Source organism: Arthrobacter yangruifuii (assembly GCF_009192775.1).
GTDB classification, from domain to species: Bacteria; Actinomycetota; Actinomycetes; order Actinomycetales; family Micrococcaceae; genus Arthrobacter_B; species Arthrobacter_B yangruifuii.
Genome location: NZ_VTFX01000003.1, coordinates 178,645 through 194,160, shown reverse-complemented (window position 1 = coordinate 194,160; position 15,516 = coordinate 178,645). Strand labels below are relative to the sequence as shown.

Annotated in this window: 14 protein-coding genes; 1 reads left to right on the top strand and 13 read right to left on the bottom strand. The window is 67.2% G+C overall.

Going from position 1 to position 15,516, the window contains the following annotated elements:
• Positions 1–76 precede the first annotated feature (76 nt).
• Positions 77–535, top strand: coding sequence for an Hsp20/alpha crystallin family protein (locus GD627_RS07590; protein ID WP_146361862.1), 459 nt, complete (start codon positions 77–79; stop codon positions 533–535).
• Positions 536–673: 138 nt separating this feature from the next.
• Here GD627_RS07590 and GD627_RS07585 read toward each other — a convergent pair whose 3' ends face one another.
• The 13 genes from GD627_RS07585 to pyrR all read right to left on the bottom strand — a co-directional run bounded on the left by GD627_RS07585 (position 674) and on the right by pyrR (position 15,462).
• The gene (locus GD627_RS07585; protein WP_152272001.1) at positions 674–2,848 is read right to left on the bottom strand and encodes a primosomal protein N'; all 2,175 of its coding nucleotides are present in this window, start codon (positions 2,846–2,848) and stop codon (positions 674–676) included.
• A 9-nt stretch (positions 2,849–2,857) separates the two neighbouring features.
• Positions 2,858–4,081 (bottom strand): methionine adenosyltransferase, encoded by a 1,224-nt coding sequence (gene metK / locus GD627_RS07580; protein ID WP_152272000.1) that lies wholly within the window; start codon positions 4,079–4,081, stop codon positions 2,858–2,860.
• A gap of 57 nt (positions 4,082–4,138) precedes the next feature.
• A complete protein-coding gene (coaBC, locus tag GD627_RS07575) occupies positions 4,139–5,383 on the bottom strand; it encodes a bifunctional phosphopantothenoylcysteine decarboxylase/phosphopantothenate--cysteine ligase CoaBC (protein ID WP_152271999.1) in 1,245 nt (414 codons plus the stop codon).
• Between the two features lie 29 nt (positions 5,384–5,412).
• Positions 5,413–5,676: a DNA-directed RNA polymerase subunit omega gene (gene rpoZ, locus GD627_RS07570; RefSeq protein WP_186764241.1), complete on the bottom strand. Its 264-nt coding sequence runs from the start codon at positions 5,674–5,676 to the stop codon at positions 5,413–5,415.
• 26 nt (positions 5,677–5,702) lie between these two features.
• Complete coding sequence (gmk, locus tag GD627_RS07565) at positions 5,703–6,272, bottom strand: guanylate kinase (protein ID WP_146361857.1); 570 nt, start codon at positions 6,270–6,272, stop codon at positions 5,703–5,705.
• Positions 6,273–6,308: 36 nt separating this feature from the next.
• Positions 6,309–6,626, bottom strand: a complete 318-nt coding sequence (gene mihF, locus GD627_RS07560) for an integration host factor, actinobacterial type (RefSeq protein ID WP_146361856.1) — start codon at positions 6,624–6,626, stop codon at positions 6,309–6,311.
• A gap of 103 nt (positions 6,627–6,729) precedes the next feature.
• Positions 6,730–7,596 carry an orotidine-5'-phosphate decarboxylase gene (gene pyrF / locus GD627_RS07555; RefSeq protein WP_281349986.1) on the bottom strand — a complete coding sequence of 289 codons (867 nt, stop codon included), beginning with the start codon at positions 7,594–7,596 and terminating at the stop codon, positions 6,730–6,732.
• On the bottom strand, positions 7,589–10,885 hold the full coding sequence (gene carB, locus GD627_RS07550) for a carbamoyl-phosphate synthase large subunit (RefSeq protein WP_152271998.1): 3,297 nt from the start codon (positions 10,883–10,885) through the stop codon (positions 7,589–7,591). Before carB ends, pyrF begins: the two co-directional genes overlap by 8 nt.
• On the bottom strand, positions 10,885–12,021 hold the full coding sequence (carA, locus tag GD627_RS07545; RefSeq protein ID WP_152272070.1) for a glutamine-hydrolyzing carbamoyl-phosphate synthase small subunit: 1,137 nt from the start codon (positions 12,019–12,021) through the stop codon (positions 10,885–10,887). The genes carB and carA overlap by 1 nt, the downstream gene beginning before the upstream one ends.
• A 38-nt stretch (positions 12,022–12,059) precedes the next feature.
• Complete coding sequence (locus tag GD627_RS07540) at positions 12,060–12,575, bottom strand: PH-like domain-containing protein (RefSeq protein WP_152271997.1); 516 nt, start codon at positions 12,573–12,575, stop codon at positions 12,060–12,062.
• The gene (locus tag GD627_RS07535; RefSeq protein WP_152271996.1) at positions 12,576–13,904 is read right to left on the bottom strand and encodes a dihydroorotase; all 1,329 of its coding nucleotides are present in this window, start codon (positions 13,902–13,904) and stop codon (positions 12,576–12,578) included.
• The gene (locus GD627_RS07530) at positions 13,901–14,896 is read right to left on the bottom strand and encodes an aspartate carbamoyltransferase catalytic subunit (RefSeq protein ID WP_152271995.1); all 996 of its coding nucleotides are present in this window, start codon (positions 14,894–14,896) and stop codon (positions 13,901–13,903) included. The genes GD627_RS07535 and GD627_RS07530 overlap by 4 nt, the downstream gene beginning before the upstream one ends.
• The gene (gene pyrR, locus GD627_RS07525; RefSeq protein WP_152271994.1) at positions 14,893–15,462 is read right to left on the bottom strand and encodes a bifunctional pyr operon transcriptional regulator/uracil phosphoribosyltransferase PyrR; all 570 of its coding nucleotides are present in this window, start codon (positions 15,460–15,462) and stop codon (positions 14,893–14,895) included. Before pyrR ends, GD627_RS07530 begins: the two co-directional genes overlap by 4 nt.
• Positions 15,463–15,516: the final 54 nt, after the last annotated feature.

Below are 15,516 nucleotides of genomic sequence, written 5' to 3'. Positions count from 1 at the left end.
ACACCGACTCAACTTTGGAACTGAATCTCAGCACCGCCCGGAGACGGGCGATCACGTTGAAGGAGTTGGTACCACCATGGCTATGAAGTTTGATCCGTTCCAGGAACTGGACCGCATGACTCAGGCACTGCGCGGCGAAGGAACACTGCGCGCCATGCCCATGGATCTCTACCGGCAGGGCGACCAGTACATCCTCGCAGCAGACCTCCCCGGGATCGATCCCGGGTCCATCGACATTGACGTTGACGGCCAGCTGCTGACCATCCGGGCCCAGCGCACGCTGCTGAATGCAGACGGGGTCAAGTGGCTGACCCGCGAACGTGAAAGCGGCTCCTTCCTGCGCCAGTTGAACCTGGGCCAGGGAATCGACACCGAAAAGATCTCCGCACAGTATGAGAACGGTGTCCTGAGCGTCATCATTCCGGTGGTTGAACGGGCAAAGCCTCGGAAGATCGCGGTCCAGACATCAACTGACGATGCGGCTGTCGTCGGCGAAGCCTCCGAAGACGGTGAGCAGGAAGCCGTTTCGGCCTAGTTGAACACGTCCGCCATTAGCGAAGGGCTCCGGATTTCCGGAGCCCTTCGTCATGTGGGCAGTCATGTGGGCAGCAGACTGCAGCTGTCCCTGCCCGTTGCCTACGCCCTCCTGGTCGAACTGCTTGAGGTCCACCGGTTACAGAACGTCGGTTCCGTCCACCCGGATGTAGACGGGATCGCCGGTCCGGCGCGCGGAGGCAGCAGCTTTGGTGGAGCGCAGCGCCGCGGTAATCCCCGGAGCTGCCGCGTAGGGGAAAAACAGCAGCGTCCGGAAACGTCCGCCCGCGCCGCCGAGCTGGCCCTCCGAAGGCGGCCCGTCACGGCGGGTGCCGCCGGCGCCCGGCGGTGCAACCGAGGGATCCGCAAGCGGGGCAGGTCCTACTGCCCGAACCCCCTCGGGAAGCCCCAGCCTGGTAATAAAGGCGTCCAGCCCCTCACGGGAACCGGTGAGTTCGGCATACCGGACGGCGGGCGGCAGCCCCAGTTCCCGCCGCAGCTCCAGTTCCCGTTCCGCTGCCGACGCCGGGTCCCACCTCAGCAGATGCCCCACCGTGGACGAGTCGTCGGCTGTGACCACCACCAGTCCCTTTTCGGCAGCAGGGCGCACCAGTGCTGCCGCAGTGAACCAGCGGCGGAGGGTGTCCTCCCCTGCCCGCAGCGATTCACGTGACAGCATCGCGTTGCCGTCGAGCAGGATGGCCGCAGCGTAGCCGCCGGCCGCCACGGGTTCGGCGCCGGGAGTGGCAACCACCAGCGCCGGAGCATCCGGGACCTCGGTCCTGATGTGGTCGCCGGCAGAGGAAATCACCGTGGTGGACGGGAAGGCCCGTCCCAGCTCTTCCGCGGTGCGGCCCGCACCTGCCGTGGACCCGCGCAGATGGGTTCCGCCGCAGTTGCCGCAGTGCCACATCGGCTCCGGGCGGCCGCACCAGCGGCAGGCTGGAATGCCGTTGCGGCTCGCCAGCCCGAGCGGTCCGGAGCAGTTCCGGCAGCGGGCAGGTTCGCGGCAGTCCTGGCAGGACAGGGCCGGCGAAAAACCGGTACGGGCCACCTGGACCAGCACCGGCCCACGGGTCAGTCCGTCCTGGGCGGCCTTCCACGCGGCATGCGGAATCCGGGCACGGGCGGCCAGCGGATCGCGTTCCATCGTGAAGGAATCCGTAGTGCTGACCACCCGCGGGGCGTGCGCGCGGACGGTGGAACGTTCCGCGGCAATGCCGGCCGCCCAGCCGCTGGCCACCAGCCGCTGCGCCTCCGTGCTCCGGGAATGCGAGGCCAGAAGCAGCGCGGCATCCTCCAGTTCGGCACGCAGCAGCAGCACGTCCCGGGCATGCTGGTAGGGGGCCCGCTGTTCGGCATGCAGGTCATCGGCATCGTCCCAGATGACCGCGAGGCCCAGATCCTGCACGGGTGCATACGCGGCCGAGCGTGTCCCGATAGCCACGCGCACGTCACCGTGGAGCAGCTGCAGAAAACTGCGGTAACGCGGAGTGGGGCCGTCCTCTGCGGTCAACCGGACAAAGGCATCGGCTCCGATCCGGGAGGTCAGCGCCGACTGCAGCCGGGCCAGGTCTTTGTTATCGGGAACAACGACGACGGCGCCGCGGCCGGAAATCAATGTGGAGCGGACAGCTTCGGCAATTTCGGCCGGCCAGTCCTGCGGCCCGTACCCACCGAGCGAAGACAGAACCGCGCGGGGGCTGTGCCCGGCGGCAAGGTGGGTGAGGAAACGGGGACCGTGCGGATAACGTGCCAGCGGATTGGCTCCGGCACCTTCGGGTCCGGGCAGTGCGGGGCCAGGGACAGTATCCCCGGCCACCTCGGAGCCGGGCAGACCCGGACCGGCAGCTGCAGCAGTCCGAGCCTCCGGAGTAAATTCCTTGTCCACACGGGCCGCACGCGGGGGAATGGCCACCCGCAGAACGTCATGCACCGTGCCCGCATAACGGGCCGCCACCGCTTCGGCCAGACGCAGGATCCGGGGCGAAAGAACCGGCTGCGGGGAAATCACCTTGCCCAGCGGCATCAGGCGTGCGGCGGTCTCCGCTTCGGCCACCCGTTCGGTGATGAATCCGGGAAGTTCCTGGCCCCCGAACCGGACCCTAACCCGGGCGCCCGCAACGGCGTCGGCCTCCAGATCCCGGGGAACCAGATAATCGAAGGGCCGGTCCAGATGCGGCAACGGGGAATCCAGGAGCACACGGGCTATCGGCAGGGAAGACGCCGGCTGTGCCTTGCCCGCCGGTTTGGCCGACGGCGTGAAGCCGTGCAGCAGGGACAGCTGCACGGCCTCTCCGGAATGTTCCCCCATGGCCTGCGGCTACACGTTGAAGTAGCTGCGGAGGTCCTCGACCTTGTCCTTGCGCTCCCAGGTGAAGCCTTCGTCCTCGCGGCCGAAGTGGCCGTGGGCGGCAGTGCGCTGGTAGATGGGGCGCTTGAGGTCCAGGCCGTTGATGATACCCAGCGGACGCAGGTCGAACACTTCCTGGATGGCCGTGGCAATCCGTGCCGGATCTACCGTCTCGGTGCCGAAGGTTTCAACGTAGATGCCCACCGGGCGGGCCATGCCGATGGCATAGGCGATCTGGATTTCGGCGCGCCGCGCCAGGCCGGCGGCTACGACGTTCTTCGCCACCCAGCGCATGGCGTAGGCCGCGGAACGGTCCACCTTGCTCGGATCCTTGCCGCTGAAGGCACCGCCGCCGTGGCGGGCGAATCCGCCATAGGTGTCAACGATGATCTTGCGGCCGGTGAGGCCGGCGTCCCCCACGGGACCGCCGATAACGAACGGGCCGCCCGGGTTGATGATGTGTTCGACGGCGGAGACGTCCAGGTCGGTGCCGGCCAGGACCGGGTTGACCACGTACTGGACCATGTCGGCGCGCAGCTGCTCCAGGTCCAGCTCGGCGGCGTGCTGCGTGGAGACGACCACGGAGTCAACGGACACGGGGCGGTCGCCGTCGTAGCCGATGGTGACCTGCGTTTTGCCGTCCGGACGCAGGTACGGCAGGGTGCCGTCCTTGCGGACCGTGGTGAGGCGTTCGGAGAGGCGGTGTGCCAGCCAGATGGGCGTGGGCATCAGCACCGAGGTTTCATCGCTGGCATAGCCGAACATAATGCCCTGATCCCCCGCACCCTGGGCGTCGTAGGGATCCACGACCTTCCCGGTCCGGTTTTCCAGGGAGTTGAACACGCCGGAAGCGATTTCCGGGGACTGTTGGCCGATGGAGACGGACACACCGCAGCGGGCACCGTCGAAGCCGTTGGCCGAGGAGTCGTAGCCGATGTCGAGGATGGTGTCGCGGACCAGCTGCGGAATTTCCACGTAGCCCTCGGTGGTCACTTCACCGGCTACATGCACGAGGCCTGTGGTCACCAGGGTTTCAACGGCTACCCGGGACTCGGGGTCAACCTTGAGCAGGCCGTCGAGGATAGCGTCACTGATCTGGTCGCAGATCTTGTCCGGGTGTCCCTCAGTGACGGATTCCGATGTGAAAAGGCGCAGGTTCGACTGCGGCTTAGAGGGGGAAGAAGTAGAAGTCACGGGGTTTACTCTACCGGGCCGCACCCACCATCCTGCACGGGCACCGTGTGGGCCGCGTCAGGAGCGGCGGGCAGCGAGTTCGGCGGTAATCCGCGCGAGGATGCGTGCCGAGACCTCGGCTTTGGTGCCTGCGGCGCTTTCGAGCGCGGCCTCGGGGGAATCGTCAGGTGAGAGAATCCTCACCTCGGTTTCGTCCTGGCCGAAGACCAAAGACCTGCCGACGCGGTTCAGGACCAGCAGGTCGCAGCCTTTACGGGCCAGCTTGCTGCGGCCGTACTCGAGTACGTCGGAGGTGTCATCACCGGTTTCGGCGGCGAAGCCGACAATGAGCGTTGGAGTGCCGGTGCCTGCCTCGTCCCGGGCGCGGACGAGTTCCTGCAGGATGTCCGGGTTGCGGACCAGCGTGATGACGGGATCCGCTTCGTCGTCGCGCTTCTTGATTTTGGTCTCCACCACCTGGGCGGGACGGAAGTCCGCCACGGCGGCGGCCATGATGACGACGTCGGAGTCCGCCGCGGCCCGATGCACGGCGGCTCGAAGTTCCAGGGCTGTTTCGACGCGGATCAGTTCCACACCCTCCGGTGCCGGAACGTCCATGTGCGCCGCAATGAGCCGTACCCGGGCGCCGGCGGCCAAGGCAGCCGCGGCCAGGGCCGTTCCCTGTTTGCCGGAAGAGCGGTTGCCGAGGAACCGCACCGGATCCAGCGGCTCACGGGTGCCGCCGGCGGTAATGGTGACCGTGGTGCCGGCCAGCGCGCCCGGGCCTGCGGGTCCGGCTGAGTCAACGGCGTCCAGCGCGGCGGTGAAAATGGTTTCCGGGTCCGGCAGCCTGCCGGGGCCGGTATCCTTGCCGGTGAGCCGGCCTACGGCGGGTTCAATGACAACGGCGCCGCGGCTGCGCAGCGTGGCAACGTTGGCGACCGTGGCGGGATGGGCCCACATTTCCGTGTGCATGGCCGGTGCAAACACCACCGGGCCACGGGCCATGAGCAGCGTGTTGGTCAGCAGGTCGTTGGCCTGACCCGAAGCTGCCCGGGCCAAAAGGTCGGCAGTGGCAGGGGCCACCACGATCAGATCCGCGTCGTGGCCCAGCCGCACGTGATTGACCTTCTCCACCTCGTCAAAGACTGAGGAGGAGACGGGGTTGCCGGAGAGAGCCTCCCAGGTGGCAGGCCCGACAAACTGCTTCGAGGATTCCGTGGGCACAACGGTGACGTTGTGCCCGGCCTCCGTGAAGAGCCGCAGCAGCGACGCAGCCTTGTAGGCGGCAATGCCGCCGCCGACGCCCAGAACTATGCGCACGCTGCCGCTCCCCCGTTATGCCTTGCTGCTTATTCGGCGGTCTCGTTCGGGCGCACCACGAGCATGCCGTCATTGATTTCGCGCAGGGCGATGGACAGCGGCTTTTCGTTCAGCTTGGTTTCCACCAGCGGGCCGACGTACTCGAACAGGCCCTCGTGCAGCTGGGAGTAGTAGGCGTTGATCTGGCGGGCGCGCTTGGCACCGTAGATGACCAGCGCGTACTTGGAATCTGCTGCTTCGAGCAGGTCGTCGATCGGCGGGTTGATGATGCCTTCAGACACAGGGTTCTCCAAAATTCTTGAACGGGATTCGCGGTTTGTCAGCGCGTGCGCGGACTGATTCCCATGAGTGATACAAGCTCAGCTGCAGCCCGCTGGACGTCATCATTAATGACGGTGTGATCGAACTCGGACTCGGCAGCAAGTTCCAGTTTAGCGGTTTCCAGCCGTTGCTGCTGCTCTTCGGGTGTTTCGGTGCCGCGCCCGACCAGACGGCGGACCATTTCCTCCCACGTAGGCGGGGCCAGGAACACGAAATTGGCCTCCGGCATGGACTTCTTGACCTGCCGCGCGCCCTGCAGATCGATCTCCAGCAGGACGCTGCGCCCCTCGGCCATGGCTGCTTCCACGGTGCGGCGCAGTGTGCCGTACCGGTTGCGGCCGTGGACTACTGCCCACTCCAGCATCTGGTCCTGTTCGACCATGGCATCGAACTCTTCAGCGCTGACGAAGAAGTAGTGCACGCCGTCTTCTTCACCCGGGCGGGGAGGACGGGTGGTGGCGGATACGGAAAGCCAGACCTCGGGATAGTTGTCCCGGATATAGGTGGATACAGTGCCTTTTCCAACTGCGGTTGGACCTGCGAGAACTGTCAGCCGCGGTTGCGACACGTAAACCTCATTCACTCGTTATTGACTTCGTTGCCTTCAATGGCCGTCCAGCAGTTCAATCAGCGCCTTGCGCTGATGGACGCCCAGCCCCCGGACACGGCGGGTGGGCGCAATGCCTACGGTAGCCATTATTCCAGCTGCGCGGCGCTCCCCGACACCAGGCAGGGCACGGAGCAGGTCCATGACCTTCAGCCGGCCTATGGCTTCCTCCCCTGAACGGGACAGGATGACCTCTTCAATGGTGAGATCGCCGGACTTGATTCGTGACTTCACCTCTGCACGGGACGCCCGGGCGGCAGTCGCTTTTTCGCGGGCCCGCGTACGCTCGGCTTCGGTCAGGGGCTTGAGGTTCAAAACGGACTCCCGGACGACGACGGACCGCGGTCAGCGGCTCTGCTGGTAGATCCGAACCTATCCGCAATGGAAGCGGAATTGCAATGCGGACCCCGTTCCGCAGCTACCGTTCGGCTGCCAGCTCCCCCGACGCCCGGGCCGCAGCCTCCCGCAGGGACCGCGGATCCGGCCCGGCCCGGAGGATCCCGCGGCTGGAGGTGGCCAGGACCTGGGGATAGGCAGCGGCGAAGGTTTTCCGCAGATCGGCGGCCGTGGCTCCCTGTGCCCCCAGGCCGGGAGCCAGCAGCGGTGCCCGGGAAGCTGCCAGGCCGATTTCCAGGTCAGTGAGTGCGGTGCCTACGGTGGCGCCGACCACCAACCCCACGGACCCCAGCCTGTCCCCCGCACCGGCATTCTCGGCCGCCGCGGCATCCACAATCCGGGCCGCCACGGAACGTCCGGCCGGACCGCCGGCATGCTGCACCGACGCACCTTCAGGGTTCGACGTCAGTGCCAGGACAAACACTCCCCGCCCGGTGTCCCGGGCCAGGTCCAGGGCAGGTCGCAGGGACTCGAACCCGAGATAGGGACTCAGCGTCACCGCATCGGCCGCCAAAGGCGAGCCGTTCCGCAGCCAGGCGTCGGCATAGGCGGCCATGGTGGAACCGATGTCCCCGCGCTTGGCATCGGCAATGCTCAGGACACCGGCCTCCGCACAGGCGGCCAGCAGGCGTTCCAGCACTGCCATCCCGGCGGAGCCGTGCCGCTCATACAGGGCCACCTGCGGCTTCAGCGCTGCGGCCTGCTCCCCCGCCGCCTCCAGGACGGTGAGGGAGAACCGCTCCAGCCCGGCGGCGTCGTCGTTAAGCCCCCACTGCGCCAGCAGGGCCGGGTGCGGATCGATGCCGACGCACAGCTGGCCGCGGCGGTCCATCGCCGCGGCCAGGCGGGTCCCGAAACCGGGACGTTCCGGCTGACGGGATTCAGGCACCGGTGGCGGCCTTCAGCCGGGCTGCGTGTTCCTGCAGGGAGGTCACGTCCCATTCGTAGGACCGCATGGCCTCGATGGCCTGCACCGCGGCGCCGAACTCGGACACGGTGGTGACCACCGGGCAGCCGATGGAGGTCGCCGCGGCCCGTATTTCGTAGCCGTCGCCGCGGGCCTGGCCGCCCGACGGCGTGTTGACCACCAGGTTGATCTCGCCGGCGGTAATCAGGTCGACGACGGTTCCTTCCCCGTCCGGCCCGGCTCCTTCGGCGACCTTGCGGACCACCGTGGCGGCGATGCCGTTGCGGCGCAGCACCTCGGCGGTGCCGCCGGTGGAGAGGATCTCGAACCCGAGATCGCTCATCAGCTTCACCGGCATGATGATGGAGCGCTTGTCCCGGTTCGCCACCGACACAAACACCTTTCCGGCGGTGGGCAGGGCACTGTTGGCGGCGGCCTGGGACTTGGCAAAGGCCGTGTCGAAGTACTTGTCGATGCCCATCACTTCACCTGTGGAACGCATTTCCGGGCCGAGCAGCGAGTCCACCACGGTGCCTTCGGGAGTGCGGAACCGGCTGAACGGCAGCACCGCTTCCTTCACCGCCACGGGAGCGTCCAGCGGCAGGGTGGACCCGTCGCCGACGGCGGTCAGTTTGCCGGCGGCCCGCAGCTCGGCGATGCTGGCCCCGGTGCCGATCAGGGCGGCGGCCTTGGCCAGCTGGACGCCGGTGGCCTTGGAGACAAACGGCACGGTGCGGGAGGCCCGCGGGTTGGCTTCGATGACGTAGAGGACGTCCGAGGCCAGGGCGAACTGGATGTTGATCAGGCCGCGGACGCCGACGCCGGAGGCAATCACCCGGGTGGCCTCGCGGACCCGGTCGATGACGTCGGTGCCGAAGGTGATGGGCGGCAGCACGCAGGCGGAGTCGCCGGAATGGATGCCGGCTTCCTCAATGTGCTCCATGATGCCGCCCACGTAGAGCTCGGTGCCGTCGAAGAGCGCATCGACGTCGATCTCGATGGCGTCTTCGAGGAACCGGTCCACCAGGACGGGATGGTCCGGGGTGATCTCGGTGGCGTTGGTGATGTAGCGGGAGAGGTTGGCTTCGTCGTAGACGATTTCCATGCCGCGGCCGCCGAGCACGTAGGACGGGCGGACCAGGACGGGGTAGCCGATCTCGTCCGCGACCCGCTTGGCGTCTTCGAAGGAGACGGCGGTGCCGTTCTTCGGGGCGGTCAGCCCGCCCTCGTCCAGTACCTGCTGGAACGCGCCGCGGTGTTCGGCCAAATCGATCGCCGCGGGCGAGGTGCCCAGGATCGGGACGCCGGCGTCGGCCAGGGCCTGGGCCAGCTTCAGCGGCGTCTGCCCGCCGAGCTGGACGAAGACGCCCAGGACACCGCCGGTGCGCTGCTCCGCGGCGATCACCTCGAGGACATCCTCCAGGGTCAGCGGCTCGAAGTAGAGCCGGTCCGAGATGTCGTAGTCGGTGGACACGGTTTCCGGGTTGCAGTTGATCATGACGGTCTCGTGGCCGGCTTCGCGCAGGGCCATGGTCGCGTGGACGCAGGAGTAGTCGAACTCGATGCCCTGGCCGATGCGGTTGGGTCCAGAGCCGAGGATGATGATGGACGGCTTGGCGTGTTCGGCCACTTCGTCCTCCTCGTCATAGGAGGAGTAGTGGTACGGGGTGTAGGCGGCGAATTCTGCGGCGCAGGTGTCCACGGTCTTGTAGACCGGGCGCACGTTCAGGGCATGCCGGACGCCGCGCACCACGGCTTCGGGGGTATTGGTCAGTGCCCCGATCTGCTCGTCGGAGAAACCGTGGCGCTTGGCCAGGCGCAGGATGTCCTCGTTGACGGAGGGCGTGGCGCGGATCTGTTCAGCCGTTTCGTTGATCAGCACCAGCTGGTCCAGGTACCAGGGGTCGATGCCGGTGGCGTCGAAGAGTTCCTCGATGGACGCCCCGCCCAGCAGTGCCTGCTGCACCTGCTGCAGCCGCGCCGTCGTCGGACGCTTGGACGCTTCAACGAGACCGGGTACATCGGCGGCGTCCACCGGGTCGAAGGACAGGGAGGCGCCCTTCTGTTCCAGGGAGCGCAGCGCCTTCTGCAGCGCTTCGGTGAAGTTGCGGCCGATGGCCATGGCCTCGCCCACGGATTTCATGGTGGTGGTGAGGGTGGGGTCGGCGGCCGGGAACTTCTCGAACGCGAACCGCGGCACCTTCACCACGACGTAGTCCAGGGTGGGTTCGAAGGACGCCGGGGTCTTCTTGGTGATGTCGTTGGGGATTTCGTCCAGCGTGTAGCCCAGGGAGAGCTTGGTGGCGATCTTGGCGATGGCGAAGCCGGTGGCCTTGGAGGCCAGCGCCGAGGAGCGGGAGACGCGCGGGTTCATTTCAATGACGACCACGCGGCCGGTGTCCGGTTCGATCGCGAACTGGATGTTGCAGCCGCCGGTGTCCACACCGACTTCGCGGATGACGGCGATCGCGATGTTGCGCAGCTTCTGGTATTCGCGGTCCGTCAGGGTCATGGCGGGGGCCACGGTGATGGAGTCGCCGGTGTGCACGCCCACCGGATCGAAGTTTTCGATGGAACAGACAACCACCACGTTGTCATTCTTGTCCCGCATCATTTCCAGTTCGTATTCCTTCCACCCCAGGATGCTCTCTTCGAGCAATACCTCGGAGGTGGGGCTGTACTGGATGCCGGCGCCGGCGATGCGGCGCAGGTCCTCGGCGTTGTAGGCCAGGCCGGAGCCGAGTCCGCCCATGGTGAAGGAGGGACGGACCACCATCGGGTAGCCCAGCTTCTCCGCCGCGGCGAAGGCCTCGTCCATGCTGTGCACAATGATGGAATCAGCGGATTCGGCGCCGCAGCGCTCGACGACGCCCTTGAACTTTTCGCGGTCCTCGCCCAGCTCAATGGCCGCGATGTTCGCGCCGATGAGCTCCACGTTGTACTTCTCCAGCACGCCGTTCTTATCCAGCGCAATGGCGGTGTTCAGTGCGGTCTGCCCGCCCAGGGTCGGCAGGATCGCATCGGGGCGTTCCTTGGCAATGATCTTTTCGACCACCTCGGGGGTGATCGGCTCCACGTAGGTGGCGTCGGCAAATTCCGGATCGGTCATGATGGTGGCCGGGTTGGAGTTCACGAGGATGACCCGCAGGCCTTCTTCCTTGAGCACCCGCAGGGCCTGCGTGCCGGAGTAGTCGAATTCCGCTGCCTGGCCGATGACGATCGGACCGGAGCCGATGACCAGGACGGATTTGAGATCTGTTCTGCGGGGCATTAGAGGCTTTCCTTGGTCTTGCTGGCGGCCATCAGGTCCACGAAGCGGTCGAAGAGGTAGGCGGAATCGTGCGGGCCGGCGGCCGCTTCCGGGTGGTACTGCACGGAGAACGCGGGGATGTCCAGGCAGGCGAGGCCTTCCACGACGTCGTCATTGAGGGACACGTGGCTGACTTCGACCCGGCCGTAGCGGGCTTCCGGTGCGGTGACGGGTCCGTCCAGCGGGGCGTCAACGGCGAAGCCGTGGTTCTGGCTGGTGATTTCCACCTTGCCGGTGCGGCGGTCCAGGACCGGCTGGTTGATCCCGCGGTGGCCGTAGCGCAGCTTGTAGGTGCCGAAGCCCAGGGCACGGCCGAGGATCTGGTTGCCGAAGCAGATGCCAAAGAACGGGATCCGCGCGTCCAGCACCTCGCGCAGCAGAGCCACCTGCACGTCCGCGGTGGCGGGGTCGCCGGGTCCGTTGGACATAAAGACGCCGTCCGGATCCAGTGCCCGCAGGTCCTCGAAGGTGGTGGCGGCGGGCAGCACATGCGTGCGCACCCCCCGCTCGGCGAGGCGTACCGGGGTCATGGATTTGATGCCCAGGTCGATGGCGGCGACGGTGGCCAGCGGCTCGCCCTGCCAGCCGTGGTCCGCGGGGTCTATTACATAGGCGTCGTCCACGCTGACCTCTTCGGCCAGCCGGGCTCCCTCCATGCCCTGCTGGGCCTGGACGGCGGCGAGGAGTTCGGAATCAGGGCGTTCGGCGTCGGAGCCGGAGAAGATGCCGGCCTTCATGGCACCGCGTTCACGCAGGTGGCGGGTCACGGCGCGGGTATCGACGCCGGAGATGCCGACCACTCCCTGTTCCGCCAGCTGCTCGTCCAGGGTCCGTTCGGAGCGCCAGCTGGAAGGGCGGCGGGCGGCGTCGCGCACAATGTACCCGGCCACCCAGATCCGCCGGGACTCGGCGTCGTCACCGTTGACGCCGGTGTTGCCGATGTGTGGTGCCGTCTGCACCACCAGCTGCCGGGCGTAGGAGGGGTCGGTGATGGTTTCCTGGTATCCGGTCATGCCGGTGGCGAACACCGCTTCGCCCAACGCGGTCCCCTGCGCACCGTAGGCACGTCCGCGGAAGCTGCGCCCGTCCTCGAGCATGAGGACGGCCGGTGTGGGGTTGATGATCTCGTGCACTGTCACAGTTGTTCCTCGCTTGGGGTGGCCGATTCCGGCAGGAGTTCTTTAATGGCGCGGACAAGGGGTGTCTTGTCATCCGCGGAGCGGGTCCGGAAGCCGGTGTCCACGCGTTTGGGGCCCAGCTGCCAGGTCACGATGACCAGTCCGTCCTTTTCGACGAATTTTCCGGCCATGCCGCGTTCCAGCCGGACGTCATGCAGGTCCCCGCACGGGATCCAGAGGTCCTCTGCCCCGGAGCGGGCGAACAGCACGCCTTCGGGGAAGATGGCTGCGGTGGCATTGGACTTGACGCCCAGACCGTAGAGCGCCACGCGGTCCAGCCAGTCGCCGGCCGTGGTGGTGGCCACGTACTGGCCCAGTGCCTGGAAGGTCGGTTCGGCCAGGGTGTCCGGCAGGGGCCGGGGGCGGGGCGTGTCCTGCTGTCGTCGTCGCCGCCCGCGCCAGCCCAGGGCAAACAGGCCCAGGACAACAATGATCAGGGCGGCCAGGCCCACGAAGAAAAAGACCAGTTCCATCTAAAATTCCTTTGAGGCAGCGGGGTGGGGCGTGTTCAGTCTGCCGTTCAGGACGGTGGGGTGGCCGGCGTAAAACACCGCTTCGACCCCGCCGGGCAGGTCCAGTCCGGCGAACGGACTGTTGCGTCCCTTGGTTGCCATCTTAGAAGGGTCGACCCGCCGCGACGCAGTCGGGTTCACCAATATGACGTTCGCCGGTTCACCGGCGGCGATCGGCCTGCCCTGATCCGGCAGCTGTCCGATCAGGGCGGGCGTCCGGGAAGTGACGCGGGCAAAACCGGCCCAGTCCATCAGCCCGGTGTCGATCATGGCGTGCTGCACCACGGACAGGGCGGTTTCCAGGCCCGTCATGCCCATGGCCGCGCCTGCCCACTCCCCTTCCTTGTGTTCACTGGGGTGCGGGGCATGGTCGGTGCCGACAATGTCGATGGTGCCGTCAGCCAGGCCGAGGCGGACGGCCTGCACATCGGCGGCGGTGCGCAGCGGCGGGTTCACCTTATAGACCGGGTCATAGGTACGCACCAGTTCATCGGTCAGCAGCAGATGGTGCGGGGTGACCTCGGCCGTGACCCGGATGCCGAGTTCCTTTGCCCAGCGGAGAATCTCCACGGACCCGGCGGTCGAAACATGGCAGACATGCAGGCGGGAGCCGGTGTGCCGGGCCAGCAGGACGTCGCGGGCAATGATGGATTCTTCGGCGACGGCGGGCCAGCCGGCGAGCCCGAGGACGGCGCTGACTTCGCCTTCGTTCATCTGTGCACCCTCGGTCAGGCGGGGTTCCTGCGCATGCTGGGCGATGACGCCGTCGAACGCCTTGACGTATTCCAGGGCGCGGCGCATCAGCACCGGGTCCCAGACGCACTTGCCGTCGTCGGAAAAGACGCGGACCCGGGCGCGGGAATCGGCCATGGCGCCGAGTTCAGCCAGTTTTTCGCCGGCCAGTCCCACGGTGACCGCGCCCACCGGACGCACATCCACCCACCCGGCCCGTTCCCCCAGGCTAAGGACCTGCTCCACCACGCCGGCCGTGTCCGCCACCGGCATGCTGTTGGCCATGGCGTGCACGGCCGTAAAGCCGCCCAGCGCCGCAGCCCGGGTTCCGGTTTCGACTGTTTCGGCGTCCTCGCGGCCGGGTTCGCGCAGGTGGGTGTGCAGGTCCACCATGCCGGGCAGGGCAATCAGGCCCTCCGCCTCGATCAGCTGGGCGTCCCCGGGCACCGGCAGGCCGGGCGCAACGGCGGTGATGACGCCGTTCTCGATGCGGATGTCCGCGGGCTCGGCGCCGAGCACGGCGGCTCCGCGGATCAGATAGGTACCGGTGGTGCTCATCGCTTCTGCTCCTGCGCTGTACGGTCGGTGCTGTTCTCCCCGGAGAGCAGCAGGTAAAGGGAAGCCATGCGGACGGAAACGCCGTTGCGGACCTGGTCCAGCACGGTGGACCGGGGTGAATCCGCGGCCCGGGCGGAGATTTCCAGCCCGCGGTTCATCGGTCCCGGATGCATGATGATGGTGTCTTTCAGGCCCAGGGTGTCCAGCCGGTCCAGGCGGACATCGTCCAGTCCCCACCGGCGGGAATACTCGCGGACGGAGGGGAAGAAGGCCGAGTCCATCCGCTCCCCCTGCACCCGCAGCATCATCACCGCGTCCGGGCGGGCGGCCAGGGCGTCGTCCAGGTCGTAGCTGACGGTGCACGGCCAGGACCCGACGCCGAACGGCAGCAGGGTGGGCGGGGCCACCAGGGTGACTTCCGCACCCAGCGTCCGCAGCAGCCACAGGTCCGAGCGGGCCACCCGGGAATGCAGGACGTCCCCGGCAATCAGTACTTTCATGCCCGCCAGGTCGGTGCCGGTGGACTCGGTGCCGTGCAGGCGTGCCCAGTGCCGGCGCATGGTGAAGGCATCCAGCAGTGCCTGGGTGGGGTGTTCATGGGTGCCGTCGCCGGCATTGAGCACGGCGGCATCTATCCAGCCGGAGGACGCCAGTCGCGCCGGCGCCCCGGAGGAGCCGTGCCGGATCACCACGGCGTCGGCGCCCATGGCCGCCAGGGTCTGCGCGGTGTCCTTCAGCGATTCGCCTTTGGAGACCGAGGAGCCCTTGGCGGAGAAGTTGATGACGTCGGCGGACAGCCGTTTGGCGGCGGCTTCGAAGGAAATCCGGGTGCGGGTGGAGTCTTCGAAGAACAGGTTGACGACGGTGCGGCCGCGCAGGGCGGGGAGCTTCTTCACTTCCCGCTCCCCTACCGCGGCCATCTGCTCGGCGGTGTCCAGAATGGCGAGGGCGTCCCGGTGACTGAGGTCCGCGGTGGAGAGCAGGTGCCTCATGCAGTGCCCTCGATGACTACTTCATCCGTTGCCGGGGTGTCACACTCGGCCAGCCGGACCCGGACCTGTTCTGCGGAGGAGGTGGGCAGGTTCTTGCCCACGTGGTCCGCCCGGATCGGCAGCTCCCGGTGGCCGCGGTCCACCAGCACCGCCAGCCGGACAATGCGGGGACGGCCGAGGTCAACGAGGGCATCCAGTGCCGAGCGGATGGTCCGGCCGGAGTACAGGACGTCATCCACGAGCACCACGACCTTGTCATCGATGCCGGTCACCGGAACCCGTGTGGCGTAGGGCGGCCGGGTGGGCCGGCGGGCAAGATCGTCCCGGAACATGGTGACGTCGAGCTGCCCGGTGATGGCCGCCGGATCGACGCCGGGGGCCGCGGCGGCGATTTTCTCCGCGAGCCGCCGGGCCAGTGGATAGCCCCGGAGGGGAATGCCCATCAGGACCAGGTCTTCGGGGCCCTTGTTAGCCTCGAGGATCTCGTAGGCAATACGCGTCAGGGCGCGGTCAATGTCAGCTGAAGACAAAACAGTACGGCTGGAAACTGCACCAGAAGCCGTCATATTCGCTTCCTCCTTCCCCGCCTCACAGGACGGAACTTAAAGGTTGAATGCCGC

What these genes read in the sequence shown, in the direction of transcription:
- pyrR (WP_152271994.1), bottom strand. Translation starts at nt 15,462, where the DNA reads ATGACGGCTTCTGGTGCAGTTTCCAGCCGTACTGTTTTGTCTTCAGCT.
- carB (WP_152271998.1), bottom strand. Translation starts at nt 10,885, where the DNA reads ATGCCCCGCAGAACAGATCTCAAATCCGTCCTGGTCATCGGCTCCGGT.
- GD627_RS07535 (WP_152271996.1), bottom strand. Translation starts at nt 13,904, where the DNA reads ATGAGCACCACCGGTACCTATCTGATCCGCGGAGCCGCCGTGCTCGGC.
- GD627_RS07590 (WP_146361862.1), top strand. Translation starts at nt 77, where the DNA reads ATGGCTATGAAGTTTGATCCGTTCCAGGAACTGGACCGCATGACTCAG.
- GD627_RS07530 (WP_152271995.1), bottom strand. Translation starts at nt 14,896, where the DNA reads ATGAGGCACCTGCTCTCCACCGCGGACCTCAGTCACCGGGACGCCCTC.
- GD627_RS07585 (WP_152272001.1), bottom strand. Translation starts at nt 2,848, where the DNA reads ATGGGGGAACATTCCGGAGAGGCCGTGCAGCTGTCCCTGCTGCACGGC.
- GD627_RS07540 (WP_152271997.1), bottom strand. Translation starts at nt 12,575, where the DNA reads ATGGAACTGGTCTTTTTCTTCGTGGGCCTGGCCGCCCTGATCATTGTT.
- carA (WP_152272070.1), bottom strand. Translation starts at nt 12,021, where the DNA reads ATGCTCGAGGACGGGCGCAGCTTCCGCGGACGTGCCTACGGTGCGCAG.